This is a genomic window from Salinivibrio sp. ML198 (assembly GCF_001996015.1).
Classification (GTDB): domain Bacteria; phylum Pseudomonadota; class Gammaproteobacteria; order Enterobacterales; family Vibrionaceae; genus Salinivibrio; species Salinivibrio siamensis.
Map to the genome: position 1 here is coordinate 38,726 of NZ_MUEZ01000015.1, position 19,535 is coordinate 58,260.

Sequence of the window (19,535 nt, forward strand, 5' to 3'; positions counted from 1 at the left end):
ATGAGACGTCACTAAATGGCTATCGGTGCTTTAATCGTTGGGTGCGGCTCGTACCCTTCAATCTCAAAGTCATCAATTTGATAATCAAAAATAGACGCCGGTTTACGTTTGATCACCAAGCGAGGTAGTGCACGCGGTTCACGTTTTAGTTGCTCGTAAACAATCTCGTCGGTTAAATGATTATGATAAAGGTGCACGTCTCCAAAGGTATGGACAAAATCGCCCACCGCTAAATCGCATTGTTGCGCAATCATATGAGTGAAAAGCGCATAGCTGGCAATGTTAAACGGCACACCCAAGAAGTAATCGGCGCTGCGCTGATAAAGCTGGCATGAAAGCTTGCCATCAGCCACGTAGAACTGGAACAAGCAATGGCAAGGCGCCAAGGCCATCTTGCCTTGTTCGGCGTTCTCGGTTGGGCTTATCGACTCATCAGGCAAATCAGCAGGGTTCCAAGCGGTAATGATATGACGACGTGAATTAGGTTTCGTTTTAATTTGCGCGATCAGTTGTTCGATTTGATCCACGGTCGAGCCATCAGGACACGCCCAAGAGCGCCACTGCGCGCCATAAACGGGGCCAAGATCGCCGGTTTCAGTCGCCCACTCATCCCAGATACGCACCTTATTTTCTTGTAAATAGTGAACGTTCGTATCGCCGTTAAGGAACCACAAAAGCTCATGGATAATGGCACGCGTGTAGAGTTTTTTGGTGGTGAGTAGCGGAAAGCCAGCGGCAAGGTCAAACCGCAGTTGCCGACCAAACACTGACCGTGTTCCCACGCCCGTGCGATCGCCTCTATCCGTCCCATTATCGAGAATATCCTGCATCAAAGCCTGATACTGCTTCATAGTGTTTCCTATCATTGGCCAAACGAACAAAAGGCACCGCTGAGGTGCCTTGATGGTTTACTTACTATAACCGATTAGCGCTATTCGGTCACTTGGCGGATTGACGCTGGTACGCCCATCCGATCATCACTGCCCCCGCAATAATCATGGGTAATGACAACAGTTGTCCCATACTGAAAATGCCGGCAAACAAGCCTAGGTGCGCATCTGGCTCACGGAAATATTCCACAATAAAGCGGAACGTCCCGTAGCCAGCCAAGAAAAGCCCTGATACTGCGCCCATCGGGCGTGGCTTTTTGATGTAGAGGTTGAGGATCACAAACAGGGCGACACCTTCTAGCGCAAACTCATAGAGCTGTGAGGGGTGCCGCGGCCAAGGGCCACCACTTGGGAATACCATCGCCCACGGGACATCAGTCACCCGTCCCCAAAGTTCACCATTGATAAAATTCCCTAGACGACCTGCGCCCAATCCAAACGGTACCAGCGGCGCGATAAAGTCAGCAACGGTAAAAAAGTGACGCTGAGTTTTACGCGCGTACCACGCCATGGCGGTGATCACACCCAGCAAGCCCCCGTGGAAGGACATGCCACCTGTCCACACTTTGAATAAAAACAGCGGATCGGCAATAAAGGCATCAAATTGATAAAATAGGACATAGCCAATACGTCCCCCGAGCACGACGCCCAAAAAGCCAGCAAAAAGGAGATCGCTGACTTCTTCTTTGCTCCAACCGCTATTCGGTTTGGCCGCACGATGATTCGCAAGCCACAAGGCGAACACAAAGCCAAGTAAATACATTAAACCGTACCAACGCACGGCTACCGGACCAAGTTCAAATAAGATGGGGTCGATTGACGGAAAGGTAATGTAGCCTTCGGCCATGAATGGGATCCTTTATTTCAACAACATGCTGGCGCCGACAATAACAAGAAAGACGGCAAAAATACGTTTTATTTGCGCAGTGGGTAGTCTCACCGCCAGTTGAGCACCGACCCGTGTCATCAATACCGACGTTGACACGACGCCGAGCAACGCAGGCAAATACAAATATCCGACACTGAGCGCGGGCAAGGGTTCCGTTTGACGCCAGCCCAACCACATAAAACTCATCATGCCACCCAGCGCCAACACCGCGCCCCCCGCCGAGGCACTGCCAATGGCTTGGTGCATACTCACTCCGCGCCAATGCAGGTATGGGACGGTAAACGAGCCGCCCCCGATCCCCGCTAAGCTAGAAAGTGTCCCAATCAGCGTGCCCGCAAAGGACAGTCGCAGCCAATGCGGTAAAGGACGCGCGCGATAGGGACGCCGATTGAGCAACATTTGTAGCGCCATAGCGAGTACTATCACGCCAAACAGGCGGGGCAACCAATCGTGTGGCAGCCGATCCGCAAGCCCTGCCCCCAAGACGCCGCCCAGCATCATGCCAGGGACGAGCGCTTTAACCGCCTCAAGGTGAACATTCCCCAGACGAAAATGGCGCCAAGCAGAGGCACTCGACGTCAGTACAATGGTCGCGAGCGAGGTAGCGAGCGCAATGGGCATCACCACAGTGGGCGCAATACCGAACACGGGGAGGAGAAAGGTCAGCGCAGGCACGACGACCAACCCGCCACCAATTCCCAGAAGGCCAGACAACGTCCCCACGCAGGCACCCAGCAGCATACACATTACAAAGAGTAGGGCCGTTAAGCTGGTTATCATCGCAGCTGTCCGACTTTGACCAACGCCTCTAACCCTTGCGCGGCCAGAAAAGCTTCAGTGGCAGCGCGGATCTCGTCTGGATGATCCAGGGTTAGCATCTGCTTGGCCTGCGTGACTAAATGCGCGTGCGATAAACGGCTTAGCAAATACTTAATCTTGGCCACGTTGCGGGTATTCATACTGAGCTGGTGATACCCCAACCCCACCAGCAAAGACGCCCCCACCGGATCACCGGCTAGCTCTCCACACACACTAACCGGAAGCTGATGACGGCTCCCCACAGCGGCAATCGACGCTAATGCGTGTAATACCGAGGGGTGCAGCGCATCAAAAATATCAGCCACGCGCGCATTGTTGCGATCGACCGCTAATAGATATTGAGTGAGATCATTGGTGCCGACCGAAAGAAAATCGACATCGCGCGCAATGTTATCGAGCTGATAAAGAATAGAGGGAACTTCAACCATGATCCCCAATAAAGGGATATTGATACTTTGCCCAGCTTGGTGTGCCTCTTGGCTGACCTCTTGATAAGCACGGCTAATCAACGCCTTGGCTTCCAATAACTCGTTACGCCCAGAGATCATCGGCAGCAATAGCTTAAGGTTGTTAAAACCAATACTGGCACGCAACATGGCGCGAACTTGAATCAAGAAGATATCCGGGTGGTCGAGGGTAAAACGGATCCCGCGCCAGCCTAAAAACGGGTTGTCCTCTTCAACACTTAAATACGGTAATGGTTTATCGCCGCCAATATCTAAGGTGCGCATCACCACAGGTTTATCAGGGTAACTGGCAAGAATCGCACGGTATTGTTTGACCTGCTCGTCTTCAGACGGAAAACGGCGCTGCATCAGAAACGGCACTTCCGTACGAAAGAGCCCAACACCGTCAACGCCCTGATTGATTGCAATCTGGCTATCGGCGCTTAAGCCGGCGTTTAAGTGAACTTCAATACGCGTGCCATCCTGAGTATGTCCTGGTGCCGCAAGTGCCGTCTCAAACGTAGACTGTAGGCTCGCTTCCTCTTGCACGAGGTGCTGGTATTCATTGATCAATGCCTCAGCGGGCTCGATCATCAGCACCCCTTTGTGGCCATCGAGGATCACGGTTTTTTGATGAAGCTTAGCGGGCGAAAAGCTGACGCCCATCACCGCCGGGATCCCCAACGCACGCGCCAAGATCGCCGCGTGTGAGTTCGCCGCCCCTTCTTCCGCCACCACACCAGTGAGCAACGCGCGAGGAATGGACGCTAACATGCCCGCCGTTAGCTCTCGCGCCAACAGCACAATGGGTGTCGAAACCGGTGGTGGACTCCCCGCAGGCGCAATTAAAAAGTAAAGCAGCCGCTGTCCTAACTCTTTCACATCGCCCGCTCGGGCTTTTAGGTAAGGATCATCCATCGCGGCAAAACGGGCAGAAAAGGCTTCAACCGTTTGTCTCACCGCCCAAGTGGCGGCATCCCCTTGTTGGACCCGTACTGTCATGTCTTCACGCAGCATAGGATCGTTAAGCAGATGAACAAACAAATCAAAAATCGCCAGCGCGTCTTTTTGCAGCTCTTTATCAAAGCGTTTACGCAGACGGCGAAACTCGGTACTGGCATCGTCAATCGCCGCGTCCAGTCTGTCGAGTTCACCTTGTGTATCTAGGTGGCAAGCAGGCGCCACCTCTTCAAGCCGCGGTTGAGAGTCATCACACCATGCTTGTGCGATCCCAATGCCCGGCGACGCAGGCATTCCCTCTAGCAACACGGGAGACGGCGCTCCCTGCCAGCCACCTTGGGCATCGGCATGCGCAAACACCACGGCCAACTGCGCGGCTAAGGTCACGAGAAAGGACTCTTCGCTCTCATCAAACTGGCGGGGTTGATGTTGTTGCACCACCAGCACACCCAACACCTTTTTGCGATAAATGATAGGCGTGCCAAGAAAGGATTGAAAGGCATCTTCGCCGGTGGAGGGGAAGGGTTTGAACGCGGGGTGCTTACGCGCGTGCGCCAAATTTAAAGGCTCAGCACGCTGACCCACCACACCGACCAAACCCTCGCCAAATGCCATCGACACTTGTGCACAAGGGTCGAGGCCTTGTGTTGCCATAAGCTCAAACTGTTGGTGTTCGGCATTGGCAAGATAAACGGAGCAGCACTCGGTACGCATCGCCACGCAAGTTTGTTGCACCAAGGTGTGTAACGCCTGCTCAAGATCTGAAGACGCCGCCACACTTTGCACAATATTCCTTAACTGCGTGAGCACCCAATCTCTCCTTACATTTATCCTCGCTTGTGTCGACGCCGAGGTTTGCGTTCTTTAAACGGCATCGCAAGTGGCGCGAATTCTTTCATCGCACGCCGATACACTTCCCGCTTAAATGCCACCACTTGCCGCACTGGATACCAATAGCTCACCCAGCGCCAGCCATCAAACTCTGGTGTCCCCCCGCGCGAGACATTAACGCGTGACTCGTCACATTCAAGTTTGAGCAAAAACCACTTTTGCTTTTGCCCGATACACACGGGCTTGGAATCCCAGCGCACAAGGCGTTTGGGTAACTTGTAGCGTAGCCAATGTCGACTAGTCCCCAAGATGCGTACATCTTTTTTAGTCAGCCCCACTTCTTCATACAATTCCCGGTACATCGCTTGTTCAGGGCTTTCCCCCTCATCGATGCCACCTTGTGGAAACTGCCATGAATGCTGACCATATCGACGAGCCCAGAGAACTTGACCGTGGCCGTTACAAATTACTATCCCCACGTTGGGACGATAGCCATCGCCATCAATCACTGGACGACCTCAATGATAAATCTCTACTGAACCTGATTTTTTCACAAAAAGCGGTGAAGGGTAAACAAACATTGTGGATTGAGCGTTGTTTTTGCGCACTCGTCGTCATCTGAGGATAACTCAGCCCCTAACAGGAAGTTATAAACATAGCAATGAGAGTTTGCGCACATTTATTCACGCTTTCTGTGGATAGATTTGTGAAGAATCCTAGAAAAAGTTCACTTCTCGAACGATTAAGGATCGTGTCATAGAATTAAAAGCGACATAAAAAACAACAAATGTATTAATAATCAGTTAATTAAAGACGCGTCGCAACAAAAGGATCTTTTTTAAGATCGAGCGATCGTCAAAGACACACAGATCGCTCAAAGATCCACCAATCAGAAAATTATCCACACCAATAGCGCAAAAAAACGGCAGGTTCGCGATTTTTCACATTTTCACCCTCCTTTACGTACTGTATATTTGATCATGACAGTCGGGAAACTCATCAATCATCCTTCAGCTGTGGATAACTACAAGCGTACGGATAGGATCATCAAGGGTAGGATCGACTTGCAGCTAATACAGCAGTTCTTGATAATGCACGCTCTCAACGTAACGAGCAGGATCCCAGCACAGTGATACAGCCCCCCGCATCCGAGCAGGTATTGATGGAGCGAGCACTCGCCCTCGCCGGTCTGACCCTTGGCGAAGTCAGCGAGACACTGTCGATCCCTTGTCCAGCGTCACTCACGCGAGAGAAAGGTTGGATTGGCATGTTACTCGAGGCCTGTTTGGGCGCCAACGCCGGCAGCAAACCCGAACAAGACTTTGCGCATTTAGGCATTGAGCTAAAAACAATTCCGGTCAACGGCGATGGTAAGCCGCTGGAAACCACCTTTGTGTGCGTTGCGCCGCTCACTGGGATCGCGGGGGTGCGCTGGGAAAATAGCCATGTGCGGCAAAAACTGTCACGCGTCTTGTGGATCCCCGTTGAAGGCGAACGCGATATACCGGTATCACAGCGCCGCATTGGCACGCCATTATTATGGTCCCCTAGCCAAGAGGAGGAAGCGCGACTGCGCGCCGATTGGGAGGAGTTAATGGATTGGGTAGCACTCGGTCGCGTGACGGAAATCACAGCCCGCCAAGGTGAGTCTCTCCAACTACGACCCAAAGCAGCCAACGGCAAGGCCTTGACCGACGCTTTCGGCCCCGATGGTGAGCCGATCCGTACCTTGCCACGCGGCTTTTATTTACGCACGCAATTCACCCACCAAATCTTGCGTCGTTACTTTGTGGATCCGAAGTAAGTGTCAATCCGCACGCATGACATCCCGCGCGTTTAGGTAAAACATCAAAAACGAATTGGCATATCTTCTCGACAGCTTGGCTCGCCCCCGGTGGCAAACTCATCGTAAGGGTCCATCAAGCGTAATACGCCCTCTTCAATTCCCAGGGCTTTAAGTTTCTCCCCGACTTGCCCGACATGATCAAACTGCATCACTTCACCGGTTTGGTCTGAGCGTAAAGGCTCTAATTCATGCTTCACTTCTACTTCGACCGAGTATTTTGCGCCGCCTGCGTGTGCCATCACATAACATTGTGGACATGAGCGAGGATCCGCGCGCATCCAGGCTTTAAGCTGTGAATAGTTCATCTGACTTTCCTCTAGATTACACTTTTTCGTGTCCATCATGCCTAGCAATAACACCGCGCTCAGACCGATACCATCGGACAGTCCATTTAGTAATGGTCAATATTTAACCAGCTGTCAAGCCGCAGCTAAACCGCTTTCGATCATTTTTAAAATTCTCTACTATGGACTGCCATAGGTCGATTGCAGACAAGGAGAAAGGATGCAATACCACCGTTTGCCCCATTCCTCGCTAGAGGTGAGTAAAGTGTGCTTAGGCACCATGACATTTGGTGAGCAAAATAGTGAAGCTGACGCCCATGCGCAGCTCGATCTTGCCTTTGAGCGGGGCGTGAATTTCATTGATACCGCTGAAATGTATCCCGTTCCCCCCAGCCAATCCACACAAGGTTTAACCGAACAGTACATCGGCAGCTGGTTAGAAAAGTCCGGGAAGCGCGATCGTGTTATCCTCGCCACCAAGGTAGCCGGACCACGCAATGTCCCCTATATCCGTGACAATATGTCGCTTAACCGACGCCATATTCATCAAGCCGTTGAGGATAGCCTGACACGACTAAAAACCGACTATATCGATTTGTATCAAGTGCACTGGCCACAGCGGCACAATAATTGTTTTGGTAAGCTCAATTATCCGTATCAAGATGAACACTCTGGGGTCACCATCCTCGACACGCTGGATGCGCTGCATGAGCTTGTCCAAGCAGGAAAAATTCGTTATATCGGTGTCTCAAACGAAACGCCTTGGGGCGTGATGCGCTATTTGCATCTGGCAGAGAAGCACGGCCTCACGCGTATCGTCTCTATTCAGAACCCTTATAATTTGCTTAACCGCACCTTTGAAGTCGGCCTGTCGGAAATCAGTCATCATGAAGGGGTCGAGTTGCTTGCGTACTCGCCGCTCGCGTTTGGCGCGTTGAGCGGAAAATATTTGCAAGGCGCACGCCCGAAAGGGGCCCGTTGTACACTGCACCAACGCTTCGCGCGCTACTTTACCGAGTCAGGGCAAAAGGCCACGCAAGAGTACGTCGATCTTGCCCAACGCCATGGCCTCGATCCTGCACAAATGGCACTCGCGTTTGTGAATAGTCGTCCTTTTGTCGCGTCTAACATCATCGGTGCCACGACGCTAAAACAGCTCGAGAGTAATCTCGATAGCTTGGATCTGACGCTGAGTGACGATGTGCTTGCCGGTATTGATGAGATTGCTAACCGCTATCCCAACCCCTGCCCTTAGATCGCAAACGGCAGCCAAGTTGGCTGCCGCGCAGTGTTTTATTCGAGGATGGGGCGGCGTATCAACCGATACGCCGCTTCCTGGGGCCCATTATAACCACCGCCATCGTCGTCGCCATGTCACAAGATAACGTTTGGCCGCAAATTGTGTGCTAACGGGCAAAGCATCTTGTTTGTCAGGCGCAATACCAATATCACGTTGTAGGTGACGATTTAACGCCACATCTGTGTAGCGGTAACGGTGTGTGCTCGCGCGACGCTGACGAATCATATCCAAACGCACCAGCGCTTGGGCTAAGGGTAATAAAGATAGTTGAGTCATGATGGCTCTCCTTTTCGGTTACAGGAGGCCACAGGCATAAAGCGAAGTGGGACTGCAAACTGGCCGCGTTATACCTGCGACCAGTTACAGTTGGACGCAGAGTCAGATGCGTGAGCGGGTATCCTGAGCCAAGTGGTTGGCACAGTAACGCGCAGAGGCAACGATGACATCGAGTTTTTTCATCGGAAAATAAGTCATGGCATTAACCTCCTTGAGCATGTGAATCTGCGTGAATGGAGCTAATAGTATTCAATAACTTATAATTAATATCAATAAGTTATATAAATATTGTTCAAATAAAGCGCAACACTCTGTCTAGCAATAAAGACATGGGGGATTGTGCTAACCAGTCCGCTAATCATCGATAAAACTCAATCAGTTGTGCTATCGACGTGATATTAGATGCCTTTATGACCGGTACTGATGCGCTATTATCGAGGCGTCACAAGAGGAAGGGGAATGGCGCGAGCGACCCTACGTTTAGCCGCCCGCTAATCATGCTATGTGTCTAATCATGCTATGTGTGTTGATGATTGCTTATCAATGACGCCTCGAGTGCTGAACAATCAACAAAGTCTTTAAGCCCGTGTTAGTTGCGTCATTTCTTCGCGGACTTGTGGTACGGTTAAGCCGACAATAATTTGGAAACTATCACCATTACGCACCATGTTTACTGCACCATGCTCCTGGAAATATTGCGTTTCCGCTACTTTTTCAGGCTCATGTACCTTGATACGTAACCGCGTGGCACAATTGGTGAGCAGGGCTATGTTGTCTTTACCACCTAACCCTTCAATAAACGCGCTCGCTTGTCCGCCGTCAATCACACCGCTCGATGAATCACTCTGTTGCGCGCCCTTATAGTCGGCTTTGGTATAAAGCTTCGCCTCTGCGCTGCCTCGACCAGGGGTGGGAATATCAAACTTCAAAATCAACGCGCGGAATACCACAAAGTAGATGGCGGTAAAACTCAGACCGATAAGCACTTGTGCAATATATGTGGTGCCATGCAAGCTGCCTAGTGGTAGCCAATTTTGAAAAATAAAGTCGATAAGTCCGGTTTGAAAGTTACCTGAGACACCAAACCAATAGGCAATGGTTGCCATGGTAGCTGCCAGTACCGCGTGGAGTGCAAACAATGCCGGCGCGATGAACAGGAAGGTAAACTCAATCGGCTCAGTGATCCCCGTAAGAATGGCCGTCAATGCCGCACCGAGTACTAAACCGAGCACCATCTTCTTGTTTTCTGGTTTTGCGGTTGCGTAAAGGGCCATGGCAATCCCCGTACAGCCAAAGACTTTCCCCATCCCAGTCAACATCAAGCCACCTTGTGGGAACTGCTCGGTTAAAGGCGCAGGGTTGCTGGCAAAGTTTTGGATATTTTGAATCCAATGGGCCACTGTGCCGCCATCCACCGCTACAGGTCCATAGAATACGGGGCCATAGACAAAGTGATGCAGCCCCGTTGGGATCATAATCCGCTCAAGGAAGGTGAACATCCACACCCCGAATGACCCCGCACCGACTAAAAAGGTTTGTAGATTATTAATGCCGTGCTGAATACTTGGCCAGGTAAAACAGGTGATGATCGCCATGAGTACCATAATCGGAAAACTCACAATAACCACCAAAGGTGTGCCACCAAATACCGCCGCCCAGTTTGGCAGTTTTTTGTCGAAGAAACGGTTGTGAACCCAAACGGAGAGGCTAGCAATTACGATGGCGCCCAATAGGTTAGTATCCAAAGTAAGTATACCGCCCACATCAGTAAGCCCACGCTCACCCTCCACATAGTTCACCCCAAGCTCAGGTCCCCAAAACTGTAAAATGCCACCAATCACATAATTAAAGGTGATGTATGACACCAGTGTGGCAAGCACTGCGCGCCCGGATGCAGATTTTGCTAGTGCTATCGGTAACCCGACCGCAAACACTAACGCCATATTTTTAAACACCGCCAACGAGGCTTGGAGTAGGATCGTTGACACTTTTACCCATGCACTGCCTTCCACTGCCCAAGGAAAAAGATCTTGGTTAAGCAGCATCACCGATAAGCCCAATAACATACCGGCCGCAGGAAAGAGGAGCACAGGGACAAACATTGCTGCGCCAAAGCGCTGGATCATATCTTTCATGATGATCGCTCCCAGATGTTGGCCCCAGATAGTGTCTGGGGCATACTATTATTGTTGAAATTGAGGTAGATAGTCCGCATTAACGCGTAAAAGCTCATCGACGATTTGTTGCGCTTTTGGCACATCCACGACGGTGCGATTAAGCGTGAGCGCGTTGACCAGTGTTTGTCGATCCCCGCTAAACCACGCATCAACGACCAGCTTTTCGTAGCCGAGTTGGCCTTCTATCAGTGCTTTTTGGAACGTAGGGATGGTGCCAACGGCAAAACGTTTCGGGCCGTCATTGGTTAACGCTGCCGGGACTTCAACCATGGCATCATTCTGAATATTTGGAATCGCGCCATCGTTTGGCACGATAACCAGATACGTCTCGCCACGGTTATATGCCAAAGAGGCCGCCACACGAACCATATAGCGCCCATGAATGTCTGCGTGTAGGTGCTCATTAGCGGTAGTGCCCGCGGCAATGATGCGCTCATTCAGGCTAAACACTCGCTTTTCTCGCCCATTGATCACTTGGCGCGCACGCGTATTAGCAATATCTTCTTTTTCCACCATTTTTTCTGGATATAAGTAGTATTGCAGGTAAGTATTGGGTAAATACTGCGGATTGTCTTTTAGCATGGTTTGCATGTTCTTGAACGTTGCTTGCCATGAAGGGTCATCAGCAATTTCTGGATCAACGGCACTGATCCCCTCTTCCAAAATGATGCGTTTAATCTCATCGGTCAGGTCGACACCTTCTCGGTTTCGTACCTTGGTAAACCATCCAAAGTGATTCAGCCCAAAGTATTCCGGCACCAAGTCCCAGATTTCGCAGCCGAGTAATTGCGCATAACTCACCATAATGGCAGCGGGCATGTCGCAGATGTTTAGAATGCGGTTGTCATGAGGAAACTCTCGCTGTAAGGCTTCAGCGACAATGGCTGCGGGATTGGTATAGTTTAAAATCCAAGCATCCGGAGCAAAGTGACGGATGTCATTCACGAGAGTGATCATGTCTCCTATCGAGCGTAGTCCATACGCCATGCCCCCCGCGCCACAGGTTTCTTGACCGACACAGCCATAAGAGAGTGGAATCTGCTCATCACGCTCACGCATCGGTAACCCACCCGTGCGGATCTGAATAAAGAAGAAATCGGCATCTGAAAATGCGGTTTCTTTATCCGTGGTATAAACGAACTCCTCGACCTCGGGATAGGCCTCGCGCAGCAAAATCTCCGTCGCTTTGGCATTTGAGGCTTGTCTTTGTTCATCAATGTCATAGAAGGTGATTTTGCTTAGCGGAAATACTTCTTTTTCAGCAATCAAGCTATTGATCATCCCCAATGTATAGGTGCTTCCACCCCCGACGATAGTGAGCTTTTGTGGTTTCATCATCATGTCTCCTCTTAATATGTATCTTTAATGTATTGCATAAATAATACTTTAAGAATACACAAAAGGGCGTTTATTGATCGAAGGCACAATGAAAATCTATTTATGTACTTCAAATGTATTATCGATCACAGTTTGTTATGATGGGGAATGCAGCCAAAAGGAGCCGACATGTTGAAACCTCGCTACATGCAAATAGCCGATTTACTCACTGAGCAGATTAAAGATGGCACCCTGACACCAGGCGCGATGATGCCGACTGAGGCCACGCTACAGGCTACCTATGACGTCAGCCGCGTCACGATACGTAAGGCGATGAAGGTGTTGGTTGATAATGATCTCCTCTACCGTGTCCGAGGTAGCGGCAGTTATGTAAAAGCACCTAAAGCACAGCACAACGCCTTTCAACTGATGGGCTTTATCGAAGAAGTCTCAGCGCAAGGCAAAACACCCAGCTCAAAAGTGATCGCATTTGAAACGTCACCTTGCAGCCATACCATTGCCAGCAAGTTAAACGTGGAGGAAGGGACGTTGATTTATGAAATACAACGTCTTCGTTTGATTGATGGCGAGCCAGAAATCCTTGAGTGCACGTACCTGCCAGTAGCCATGTTTACCGATCTCAGTATCGAAGTGATGCAAACATCAAAGTACGACTATATCGAGCGACATAAGGGGATGCAGATCGCGAAAAGTCGCCAATGTGTCTGGCCAGATAGCACGTCAACCTCACTCGCCGCCCTCCTCAACACCCGTGAAAATTCGCCCATATTACGGGTCGAATCAGTCAGCGAGCTTGTCGACGGGACACCGTTTGAATATACAGTGAACTACTTTCGTTTATACCAGTACAGCTTTGAATTCATCGCTCACCGCCAAACACCACAATGATCCATTTCCTCGAGACGTCTCGGTTGCGTTGTTGAGTATGAGGTGTAGTCTGACCGGGTTACCTTACTTCGACGGAATATCTGATGAGAACAAAAGCAGATAGATGGCGCCATGCTATCGGTTTTGAATTAACGGGCTTGATCTTAGTGGTGCTAGGGCTCAATTGGATCCTTGGCGCAGGCATCGGTCATCTTGGGATCATGGGGGCGATTTTTTCTGTGCTTGCCACCCTTTGGAATTATGTCTACAACATTGGCTTTGATAAAGCGATGCTGGCTTGGCGGGGCTCAGTGCTCAAAACCTTACCGCTGCGTCTGCTGCATGCGGTGATCTTTGAAGCCGGTCTGCTGGTCGCAACCATCCCCTTTATCATGTGGTGGCTGTCGATGAGCTTTTGGCAAGCACTCAGTATGGATATTGGGCTCGTGGTATTTTATCTGGTATATGCGTTTGTTTATAACTGGCTGTACGACTATCTGTTTCCGATCCCAAATACGCAATCCCAGCAGGGCTGAGTCTGCCAGCCCTGCGCGTCACTCGTACAAAGATTTACTGACGGAAGGTACGCGGCGAGGGGATCAAGTTGTGTTTGTTCAATAGCCGATACATGGTCGCACGTGACACACCGAGCTCTTTGGCCGCGGCCGATACTTGTCCCTTATTTTCTTCAAGGACGGCGATCAGCGCGTCTCGTTCAGACTCTTCACGGATTTTACGTAAGCTTTGTTTATAATCCCCCTGACGGGGCAGATCTAAGTGCTCCGCTTCAATCACCAGATGATCGGCCAACAATACTGCCCGTTTCACCTGATTAATGAGCTCGCGCACATTACCCGGCCACGAGTAACTGCTTAACACACGCTTGGCCTCATCGGAAAAGGTCCTCGCCTGTGTGTTGTATTGACGTGCAAACTTAAGCAAAAAATATTCGGCTAAATCAGGCACATCTGGCTGACGGTCTTTTAATGAAGGCATATTAATGCGCAGGACGTTTAACCGGTAATACAGATCCTCACGAAAAAGCCCCTCAGCCACGCGTTTTTCCAAATCCATGTGGGTCGAGGCAATCACACGCACATCCAGGTCATGCTCATATTTATCATGACTGATATCCAAGGTGCCCTCTTGCAATAAGTGCAATAAGTGCCCTTGTAGATGCAGCGGCAGATCACCAATCTCATCAAAAAAGAGGGTACCTTTATGGCATTGACGAATTTTGCCATGCGAGTGCTCGTCTCCCAATAACGCCTGCTGCATTTGTTCATCCGCAAGCGCTGAGCATTTAATCGACTCAAATCGAGCCTTCGCACGGGTTGATGCATGATGAACCGCTTGCGCCACCAACTCCTTACCTGTGCCGCTCTCACCGGCTATCAATACAGACACGTCGGTTGGCGCAACACGCCTGACCTGGTCACGCAACTTTTTCATCGCGGGGCTGGCGCCTTCCAAACCCATATCGCTATGATCGCCAAGTTGCGGCCATACTTGTCGCTCAAGGCGCAACATACCCAATTGGTGACCAATGGTACTCATCAATTGCGAGTTAGGGACAGGCGAGGTGAAGTAATCAATACAAAAGCTGACAATAAACTGGCAGATCGCTTCGTTATTAAGTTGGTTTTCTCTTACTAAGGCTAACCAGCGCACCTGTTTGTTGCGATTAACCAGTGACGCCACCCCATTGAGGCTGAAGTCATCATGACTTAAATCGACAATACCTATACAGGGGCCGATATCTTGTAGCAATGACTGTGCAGCTCGCAAATCATAACAGCGATGACAATGCCAACCGGCTTGCTCAAGGGTCGCTAACCAAGGCTCATATGTCCCGCCAACAACGACGAGTGAGCTCAAGGTTTTGTCATTCCCCGAATCGAATCCCATAACACCTGCCTTACATCCAGTCTGTCTTTTTTGCCAGCGAATCAAGCCCCTATTATAAAGAAGGGCAAGTTCTAATCTGTCTCAATAAAGAGACATACGATGGGTTGTAATACGGATAATTGTAGCCAAATATCTGAAAAAGCCAGATAAAATATCGCAGGTTTATGAAAAGACAATGACGCAAGGCGCAAAAAAAGCGGCTCAATGAGCCGCTTGTTCTGTGGTCTGTCCAGTGTTAACTGCCTTGCTGTGGGCGCATGGCTGGGAACAAAATCACATCGCGAATCGTATGCGTGTTGGTGAATAACATCACCAATCGGTCAATACCAATTCCTTGTCCCGCCGTCGGTGGCAAACCATGCTCGAGTGCGTTGATATAATCCGCATCGTAGTACATAGCCTCATCATCACCGGCATCTTTGGCATCGACCTGAGCTTTGAAACGTTCATCTTGGTCTTCTGCGTCGTTAAGCTCCGAGAAGCCATTTGCCACTTCACGCCCACCGACGAAGAATTCAAAACGGTCGGTCACAAACGGGTTATCATCATTGCGACGCGCCAGCGGTGAAATATCGGCCGGATATTCGGTGATAAAGGTTGGCTGAATCAACTGTGGTTCAGCCGTCTCACCAAAGATCTCTTCCAGCAACTGCCCAGTCGTCCAGAATGACTCAACACTGATCTTGAGTGATTTCGCTATCGAGGCAAGGTGGTCACGATCTTGTACCGTCTCATACGTCAGCGCCTGAATATCAGCATGATCAGGGTTATATTGCTTGATAGCATCGAGCATGGTCATTCGCGGATAAGGCCCCGCGAAATTAATTTCATGCTCACCATAAGGCAACACAGACTGCCCCATTACGTCCAGCGCGACGCGAGAGAGCATGTCTTCCGTAAGATCCATCAGATCATTATAATCGGCATACGCCATATAGAATTCCATCATCGTGAATTCTGGGTTATGACGCGGTGAGAGCCCTTCATTACGGAAGTTACGATTCACTTCAAACACACGCTCAAAGCCGCCGACAACCAAACGCTTCAAGTAAAGCTCTGGCGCCACACGTAAGTACATGTCGATATCAAGCGCATTATGGTGGGTGGTAAACGGACGCGCCGTCGCACCGCCTGGGATGACGTGCATCATCGGCGTTTCCACTTCCATAAAGTGTTTTTCCACCATGTAATTACGGATGGCGGTGACCACATTAGAGCGTACCTGGAAGGCGTGACGCGACTCTTCGTTGACAATCAGATCGACATAACGCTGACGATAACGCAGCTCTTGGTCGGCCAGCCCATGAAATTTTTCTGGTAGCGGACGTAGGGCTTTCGTCAGCAGCTGGTAGCGCTCCATGTTGACATACAGATCGCCTTTTCCAGATTTATGTAGCGCACCGTGCACACCAATGATGTCACCGATATCTAAGCCTTGGTACTCGGCTTTCAACGCCTTTTGCACGTCTTTTGACGCATAGGCTTGAATACGGCCCGAAACATCTTGCACCACCATAAATGGGCCACGTTTAGCCATGATGCGGCCCGCGATGGTCACTTTATGGTCCAGTGTTTCAAGTTCCGCTTTTTCTTTCTCGCCAAATTCAGCTTGCAAGTCAGCCGCTAGATGCTCACGACGGAAATCATTAGGATGGCCGTTTGCCTTGCAGTTTTCACGAATGTGAGTGAGCTTGGCGCGACGCTCGGCAATCAGCTTATTTTCATCTGGTAACTGGTCAGTCATAGAAAACCCTTTACATTAATTCGTCATTACAGGCCAGATTTGAGGCTGGCTTCAATAAATTTGTCCAAGTCGCCGTCGAGAACGGCCTGCGTGTTGCGGTTTTCAATACCGGTACGCAAGTCTTTGATGCGCGAATCATCTAATACGTAGGAGCGGATCTGACTGCCCCAACCGATATCTGATTTGGCGTCTTCGTTGGCTTGTTTTTCCGCGTTTTGCTTTTGTAGCTCAAGCTCAAACAACTTCGCACGCAGCTGTTTCATCGCTTGATCTTTGTTTTTATGCTGTGAGCGATCGTTTTGGCACTGCACCACAGTGTTGGTCGGCACGTGGGTGATCCGAACCGCTGACTCGGTGGTGTTAACGTGCTGCCCACCCGCGCCAGAGGCACGGTACACATCAATCCGCAAATCTGATGGATTAATATCGATATCAATGTTGTCATCGATTTCCGGATACACAAACGCCGAGGCAAACGAGGTATGGCGACGGCCCCCCGAGTCGAAAGGCGATTTACGCACAAGACGATGAACGCCCGTTTCAGTACGTAACCAGCCGTAGGCGTATTCACCGGTGATGCGTACTGTGGCAGACTTTAATCCAGCCACATCCCCTTCAGAGACTTCAATCACATCGGCTTTAAAGCCTTTCGCATCCGCCCAGCGCAAGTACATGCGGAGCATCATGTTGGTCCAATCTTGCGCTTCGGTACCGCCTGACCCAGCTTGCAGGTCAATATAGCAATCAGACGCATCGTGCTCACCAGAAAACATGCGGCGGAATTCTAGCTTGGTTAGCTTGGCTTCAAGCTCCACCAGCTCCGGTTCCACTTCGTCGAAGGTTTCTTGATCGTCTTCTTCGACCGCAAGCATCAACAGTTCGTTGACGTCTTCGCCGCCTTGAGTCAGTTGATCAATGGTTTCCACCACCGCTTCTAGTGAGGCGCGCTCTTTCCCTAGCGCTTGCGCACGTTGTGGCTCATTCCACACGTCCGGTTGTTCTAACTCGGCATTAACTTCTTCTAGACGCTCTTTCTTGGCATCATAGTCAAAGATACCCCCGAAGGACATCGGTACGTTCGGCGATATCGGCGAGGCGATTTTTGATTGGATTAATCTCAAACATGGTCAAGCATCTTCATTGTTAGCGGAAATTTAACCGCCGAATTTTAGCGAATTGTCGCGCCAATAAACAGGGCGTGATGGAAAAAGCCGCACATTTAAGCGGCTTCAAGGTGAGAGATGATCAACTGAGCGCTACGGTTTCCGCGAAACTCATTTATATCGAGGCGGTAAACGAGCCGTAGCGTCTTGGTGCTGGGATCGGGCCAGCGACGCAAATCAACATTAAAGGCAATGGCGTCAATCATGGTGCCACCGCCCTCGGGCTCGACCATCAATTTTAAGTGTTTTCCGCCCACCAGTTTTTGCTGCAGCACCTTAAAAATGCCATCGAACTGCGGCTCAGGGAAGCCTTGCCCCCAAGGACCGCCTGCTTGAATGATTTCTGCTGTCTCTAACCCCAGTTCGTGACTTTGTAAGGGACCATCACTTAACAAGACACCTTTTAAGTCGTCCTCACTGATCTGCTCACGTACTTGGCTATCAAACTGCTTGGCGAACGTATCAAACTGTGCTTCGTCGATGGTCAATCCGGCCGCCATGGCATGGCCGCCAAACTTTTTAATTAATCCAGGGTTTAAGGTATCAATCCGATCCAATGTATCGCGCATATGCAAACCAGGAATCGAACGCGCTGAGCCTTTTATCAGTCCATCACCACCATCGGCAAACGCAATCACAGGGCGGTGAAATTGATCTTTTAAGCGCGAGGCGAGGATCCCTATCACTCCCTGGTGCCAATCTCGCTGAAAAAGTGCCAGCCCCACCGGCAACTCACGCTCAGACTGCTCGGCAATCAAGCGCTCACACCAAGCCACGGCTTCTTGCTTCATTCCTTGCTCAATGTCTTTGCGGGTTTGATTGAGCGCATCCAACTCAGACGCCATACGTCTGGCAGCATGAATGTTGTCGCATAGCAACAACTCAACCCCAAACGCCATGTCATCCAAACGCCCCGCGGCATTGATCCTCGGCCCCAATGCAAACCCGAAATCACTGGCGACAAGCGTGGCCATGTTGCGATTGGCAACCTCGATCAACGCTTGGATCCCTGGGCGGCAACGTCCGGCGCGGATCCGCTGTAAGCCCTGATGAACCAGGATACGGTTGTTACTGTCCAAGGCCACCACATCGGCGACCGTGCCCAGCGCCACCAAATCCAGCAAGTCGGCTAAGTTAGGGACGGTCAGTCCCTGCTGCTCAAACCACCCTTGGTCACGTAAATGCGCGCGCAGCGCCAGCATCAAATAAAAAGCAACCCCGACACCGGCAAGTGCCTTCGACGGAAAACCACAGTCATCAAGGTTAGGATTCACCATGGCATCGGCATTGGGCAATGTTTCTCCTGGGAGGTGGTGGTCAGTCACCACCACCTGCATGCCTAACGCTTTGGCGCGCGCCACGCCCGTCAGCGATGACACCCCGTTGTCCACGGTCATGATAAGCTCTGCTCCCCGCTCAGCGGCTTGATCGACCACCTCTGGGCTTAAGCCGTACCCATCGTCAAAGCGGTTTGGCACCAGGTAATCGACGCGGGTGGCGCCCATCATGCGTAAGGCTTTGACGGAGAGTGCTGACGATGTCGCGCCATCGGCGTCGAAGTCACCCACAATCAAGATGGATTGATGAGCCTTTAGCGCCTCAGCCAGCAAGCTCACTGCGGTGTCGATCCCCGTTAACGCTTGATATTGATGCAATCCAGCCACACTTCGATTGAGCTCGCTGTCTGCTTGTAAGCCGCGGTTGGCGTATAAACGCTGCAGTAACGGCGGAATCGCATCGCTGAATGCCGGCGTAACCGACGGCGTACGTCTTTTTATTTCTATCATGAAGTTGTCA

The 19,535-nt window shown here is 50.7% G+C and carries 17 protein-coding genes; 4 read left to right on the forward strand and 13 right to left on the reverse strand.

All coding sequences use genetic code 11. The features are described from left to right. Positions 1-11: 11 nt before the first annotated feature. The 5 genes from BZG25_RS11520 to rppH all read right to left on the reverse strand — a co-directional run bounded on the left by BZG25_RS11520 (position 12) and on the right by rppH (position 5,344). Positions 12-851 (reverse strand): thymidylate synthase, encoded by an 840-nt coding sequence (locus BZG25_RS11520; RefSeq protein ID WP_077606482.1) that lies wholly within the window; start codon positions 849-851, stop codon positions 12-14. Positions 852-939: 88 nt separating this feature from the next. Next, complete coding sequence (gene lgt / locus BZG25_RS11525; protein ID WP_077578301.1) at positions 940-1,737, reverse strand: prolipoprotein diacylglyceryl transferase; 798 nt, start codon at positions 1,735-1,737, stop codon at positions 940-942. A 12-nt stretch (positions 1,738-1,749) separates the two neighbouring features. After that, positions 1,750-2,556 (reverse strand): sulfite exporter TauE/SafE family protein, encoded by an 807-nt coding sequence (locus BZG25_RS11530; RefSeq protein ID WP_371326857.1) that lies wholly within the window; start codon positions 2,554-2,556, stop codon positions 1,750-1,752. Beyond that, positions 2,556-4,814, reverse strand: a complete 2,259-nt coding sequence (ptsP, locus tag BZG25_RS11535) for a phosphoenolpyruvate--protein phosphotransferase (protein ID WP_077639109.1) — start codon at positions 4,812-4,814, stop codon at positions 2,556-2,558. The genes BZG25_RS11530 and ptsP overlap by 1 nt, the downstream gene beginning before the upstream one ends. Positions 4,815-4,831: 17 nt before the next feature. Further along, entirely contained in the window at positions 4,832-5,344 is a 513-nt protein-coding gene (rppH, locus tag BZG25_RS11540; RefSeq protein WP_046075090.1) for an RNA pyrophosphohydrolase, read from the reverse strand. 623 nt (positions 5,345-5,967) lie between these two features. Here rppH and mutH point away from each other — a divergent pair. After that, complete coding sequence (gene mutH / locus BZG25_RS11545) at positions 5,968-6,639, forward strand: DNA mismatch repair endonuclease MutH (protein WP_198531454.1); 672 nt, start codon at positions 5,968-5,970, stop codon at positions 6,637-6,639. 44 nt (positions 6,640-6,683) lie between these two features. Here mutH and BZG25_RS11550 read toward each other — a convergent pair whose 3' ends face one another. Beyond that, complete coding sequence (locus BZG25_RS11550; protein ID WP_046075088.1) at positions 6,684-6,986, reverse strand: DUF6482 family protein; 303 nt, start codon at positions 6,984-6,986, stop codon at positions 6,684-6,686. A gap of 199 nt (positions 6,987-7,185) precedes the next feature. Between BZG25_RS11550 and BZG25_RS11555 the strand changes: the two genes are divergently transcribed. Beyond that, positions 7,186-8,220 (forward strand): NADP(H)-dependent aldo-keto reductase, encoded by a 1,035-nt coding sequence (locus tag BZG25_RS11555; protein ID WP_046075087.1) that lies wholly within the window; start codon positions 7,186-7,188, stop codon positions 8,218-8,220. A 90-nt stretch (positions 8,221-8,310) separates the two neighbouring features. Here the strand turns inward: BZG25_RS11555 and BZG25_RS11560 are convergent, their stop codons facing one another. From BZG25_RS11560 to BZG25_RS11570, 3 genes are all read right to left on the reverse strand, one after another. Beyond that, complete coding sequence (locus tag BZG25_RS11560) at positions 8,311-8,541, reverse strand: hypothetical protein (protein ID WP_077578297.1); 231 nt, start codon at positions 8,539-8,541, stop codon at positions 8,311-8,313. Between the two features lie 578 nt (positions 8,542-9,119). Further along, entirely contained in the window at positions 9,120-10,676 is a 1,557-nt protein-coding gene (locus BZG25_RS11565; RefSeq protein ID WP_077639110.1) for an alpha-glucoside-specific PTS transporter subunit IIBC, read from the reverse strand. Between the two features lie 48 nt (positions 10,677-10,724). After that, positions 10,725-12,059: a 6-phospho-alpha-glucosidase gene (locus BZG25_RS11570; RefSeq protein ID WP_241828712.1), complete on the reverse strand. Its 1,335-nt coding sequence runs from the start codon at positions 12,057-12,059 to the stop codon at positions 10,725-10,727. A gap of 165 nt (positions 12,060-12,224) precedes the next feature. On the opposite strand from BZG25_RS11570, the gene BZG25_RS11575 reads away from it, so the two are divergent. Together BZG25_RS11575 and BZG25_RS11580 are read left to right on the forward strand one after the other, a co-directional pair. After that, on the forward strand, positions 12,225-12,944 hold the full coding sequence (locus BZG25_RS11575) for a GntR family transcriptional regulator (protein WP_077578296.1): 720 nt from the start codon (positions 12,225-12,227) through the stop codon (positions 12,942-12,944). Positions 12,945-13,027: 83 nt separating this feature from the next. Then, on the forward strand, positions 13,028-13,459 hold the full coding sequence (locus BZG25_RS11580) for a PACE efflux transporter (protein ID WP_077639111.1): 432 nt from the start codon (positions 13,028-13,030) through the stop codon (positions 13,457-13,459). A 34-nt stretch (positions 13,460-13,493) separates the two neighbouring features. Here BZG25_RS11580 and BZG25_RS11585 read toward each other — a convergent pair whose 3' ends face one another. The 4 genes from BZG25_RS11585 to recJ form a co-directional block, all read right to left on the reverse strand. Beyond that, positions 13,494-14,831, reverse strand: coding sequence for a sigma-54 dependent transcriptional regulator (locus BZG25_RS11585; RefSeq protein ID WP_046075082.1), 1,338 nt, complete (start codon positions 14,829-14,831; stop codon positions 13,494-13,496). A gap of 235 nt (positions 14,832-15,066) precedes the next feature. Continuing rightward, positions 15,067-16,575 carry a lysine--tRNA ligase gene (gene lysS / locus BZG25_RS11590; RefSeq protein WP_046075081.1) on the reverse strand — a complete coding sequence of 503 codons (1,509 nt, stop codon included), beginning with the start codon at positions 16,573-16,575 and terminating at the stop codon, positions 15,067-15,069. Positions 16,576-16,601: 26 nt separating this feature from the next. Next, positions 16,602-17,700 (reverse strand): peptide chain release factor 2 gene (gene prfB / locus BZG25_RS11595; protein WP_101494515.1). Its coding sequence is split into 2 segments (ribosomal slippage): positions 16,602-17,624 and positions 17,626-17,700, totalling 1,098 coding nucleotides; the frame shifts between segments, so codons are not numbered across the junction. 94 nt (positions 17,701-17,794) lie between these two features. Next, a complete protein-coding gene (gene recJ, locus BZG25_RS11600) occupies positions 17,795-19,525 on the reverse strand; it encodes a single-stranded-DNA-specific exonuclease RecJ (RefSeq protein ID WP_046075080.1) in 1,731 nt (576 codons plus the stop codon). Between the last annotated feature and the right edge of the window lie 10 nt (positions 19,526-19,535).

Excerpts from the sequence above, each read along its gene's own strand:
- BZG25_RS11550 (WP_046075088.1), bottom strand. The coding sequence starts at position 6,986 with ATGAACTATTCACAGCTTAAAGCCTGGATGCGCGCGGATCCTCGCTCA.
- BZG25_RS11565 (WP_077639110.1), bottom strand. The coding sequence starts at position 10,676 with ATGAAAGATATGATCCAGCGCTTTGGCGCAGCAATGTTTGTCCCTGTG.
- BZG25_RS11520 (WP_077606482.1), bottom strand. The coding sequence starts at position 851 with ATGAAGCAGTATCAGGCTTTGATGCAGGATATTCTCGATAATGGGACG.
- BZG25_RS11570 (WP_241828712.1), bottom strand. The coding sequence starts at position 12,059 with ATGATGATGAAACCACAAAAGCTCACTATCGTCGGGGGTGGAAGCACC.
- recJ (WP_046075080.1), bottom strand. The coding sequence starts at position 19,525 with ATGATAGAAATAAAAAGACGTACGCCGTCGGTTACGCCGGCATTCAGC.
- lgt (WP_077578301.1), bottom strand. The coding sequence starts at position 1,737 with ATGGCCGAAGGCTACATTACCTTTCCGTCAATCGACCCCATCTTATTT.
- BZG25_RS11580 (WP_077639111.1), top strand. The coding sequence starts at position 13,028 with ATGAGAACAAAAGCAGATAGATGGCGCCATGCTATCGGTTTTGAATTA.
- BZG25_RS11575 (WP_077578296.1), top strand. The coding sequence starts at position 12,225 with ATGTTGAAACCTCGCTACATGCAAATAGCCGATTTACTCACTGAGCAG.
- BZG25_RS11560 (WP_077578297.1), bottom strand. The coding sequence starts at position 8,541 with ATGACTCAACTATCTTTATTACCCTTAGCCCAAGCGCTGGTGCGTTTG.
- BZG25_RS11585 (WP_046075082.1), bottom strand. The coding sequence starts at position 14,831 with ATGGGATTCGATTCGGGGAATGACAAAACCTTGAGCTCACTCGTCGTT.
- BZG25_RS11555 (WP_046075087.1), top strand. The coding sequence starts at position 7,186 with ATGCAATACCACCGTTTGCCCCATTCCTCGCTAGAGGTGAGTAAAGTG.
- lysS (WP_046075081.1), bottom strand. The coding sequence starts at position 16,575 with ATGACTGACCAGTTACCAGATGAAAATAAGCTGATTGCCGAGCGTCGC.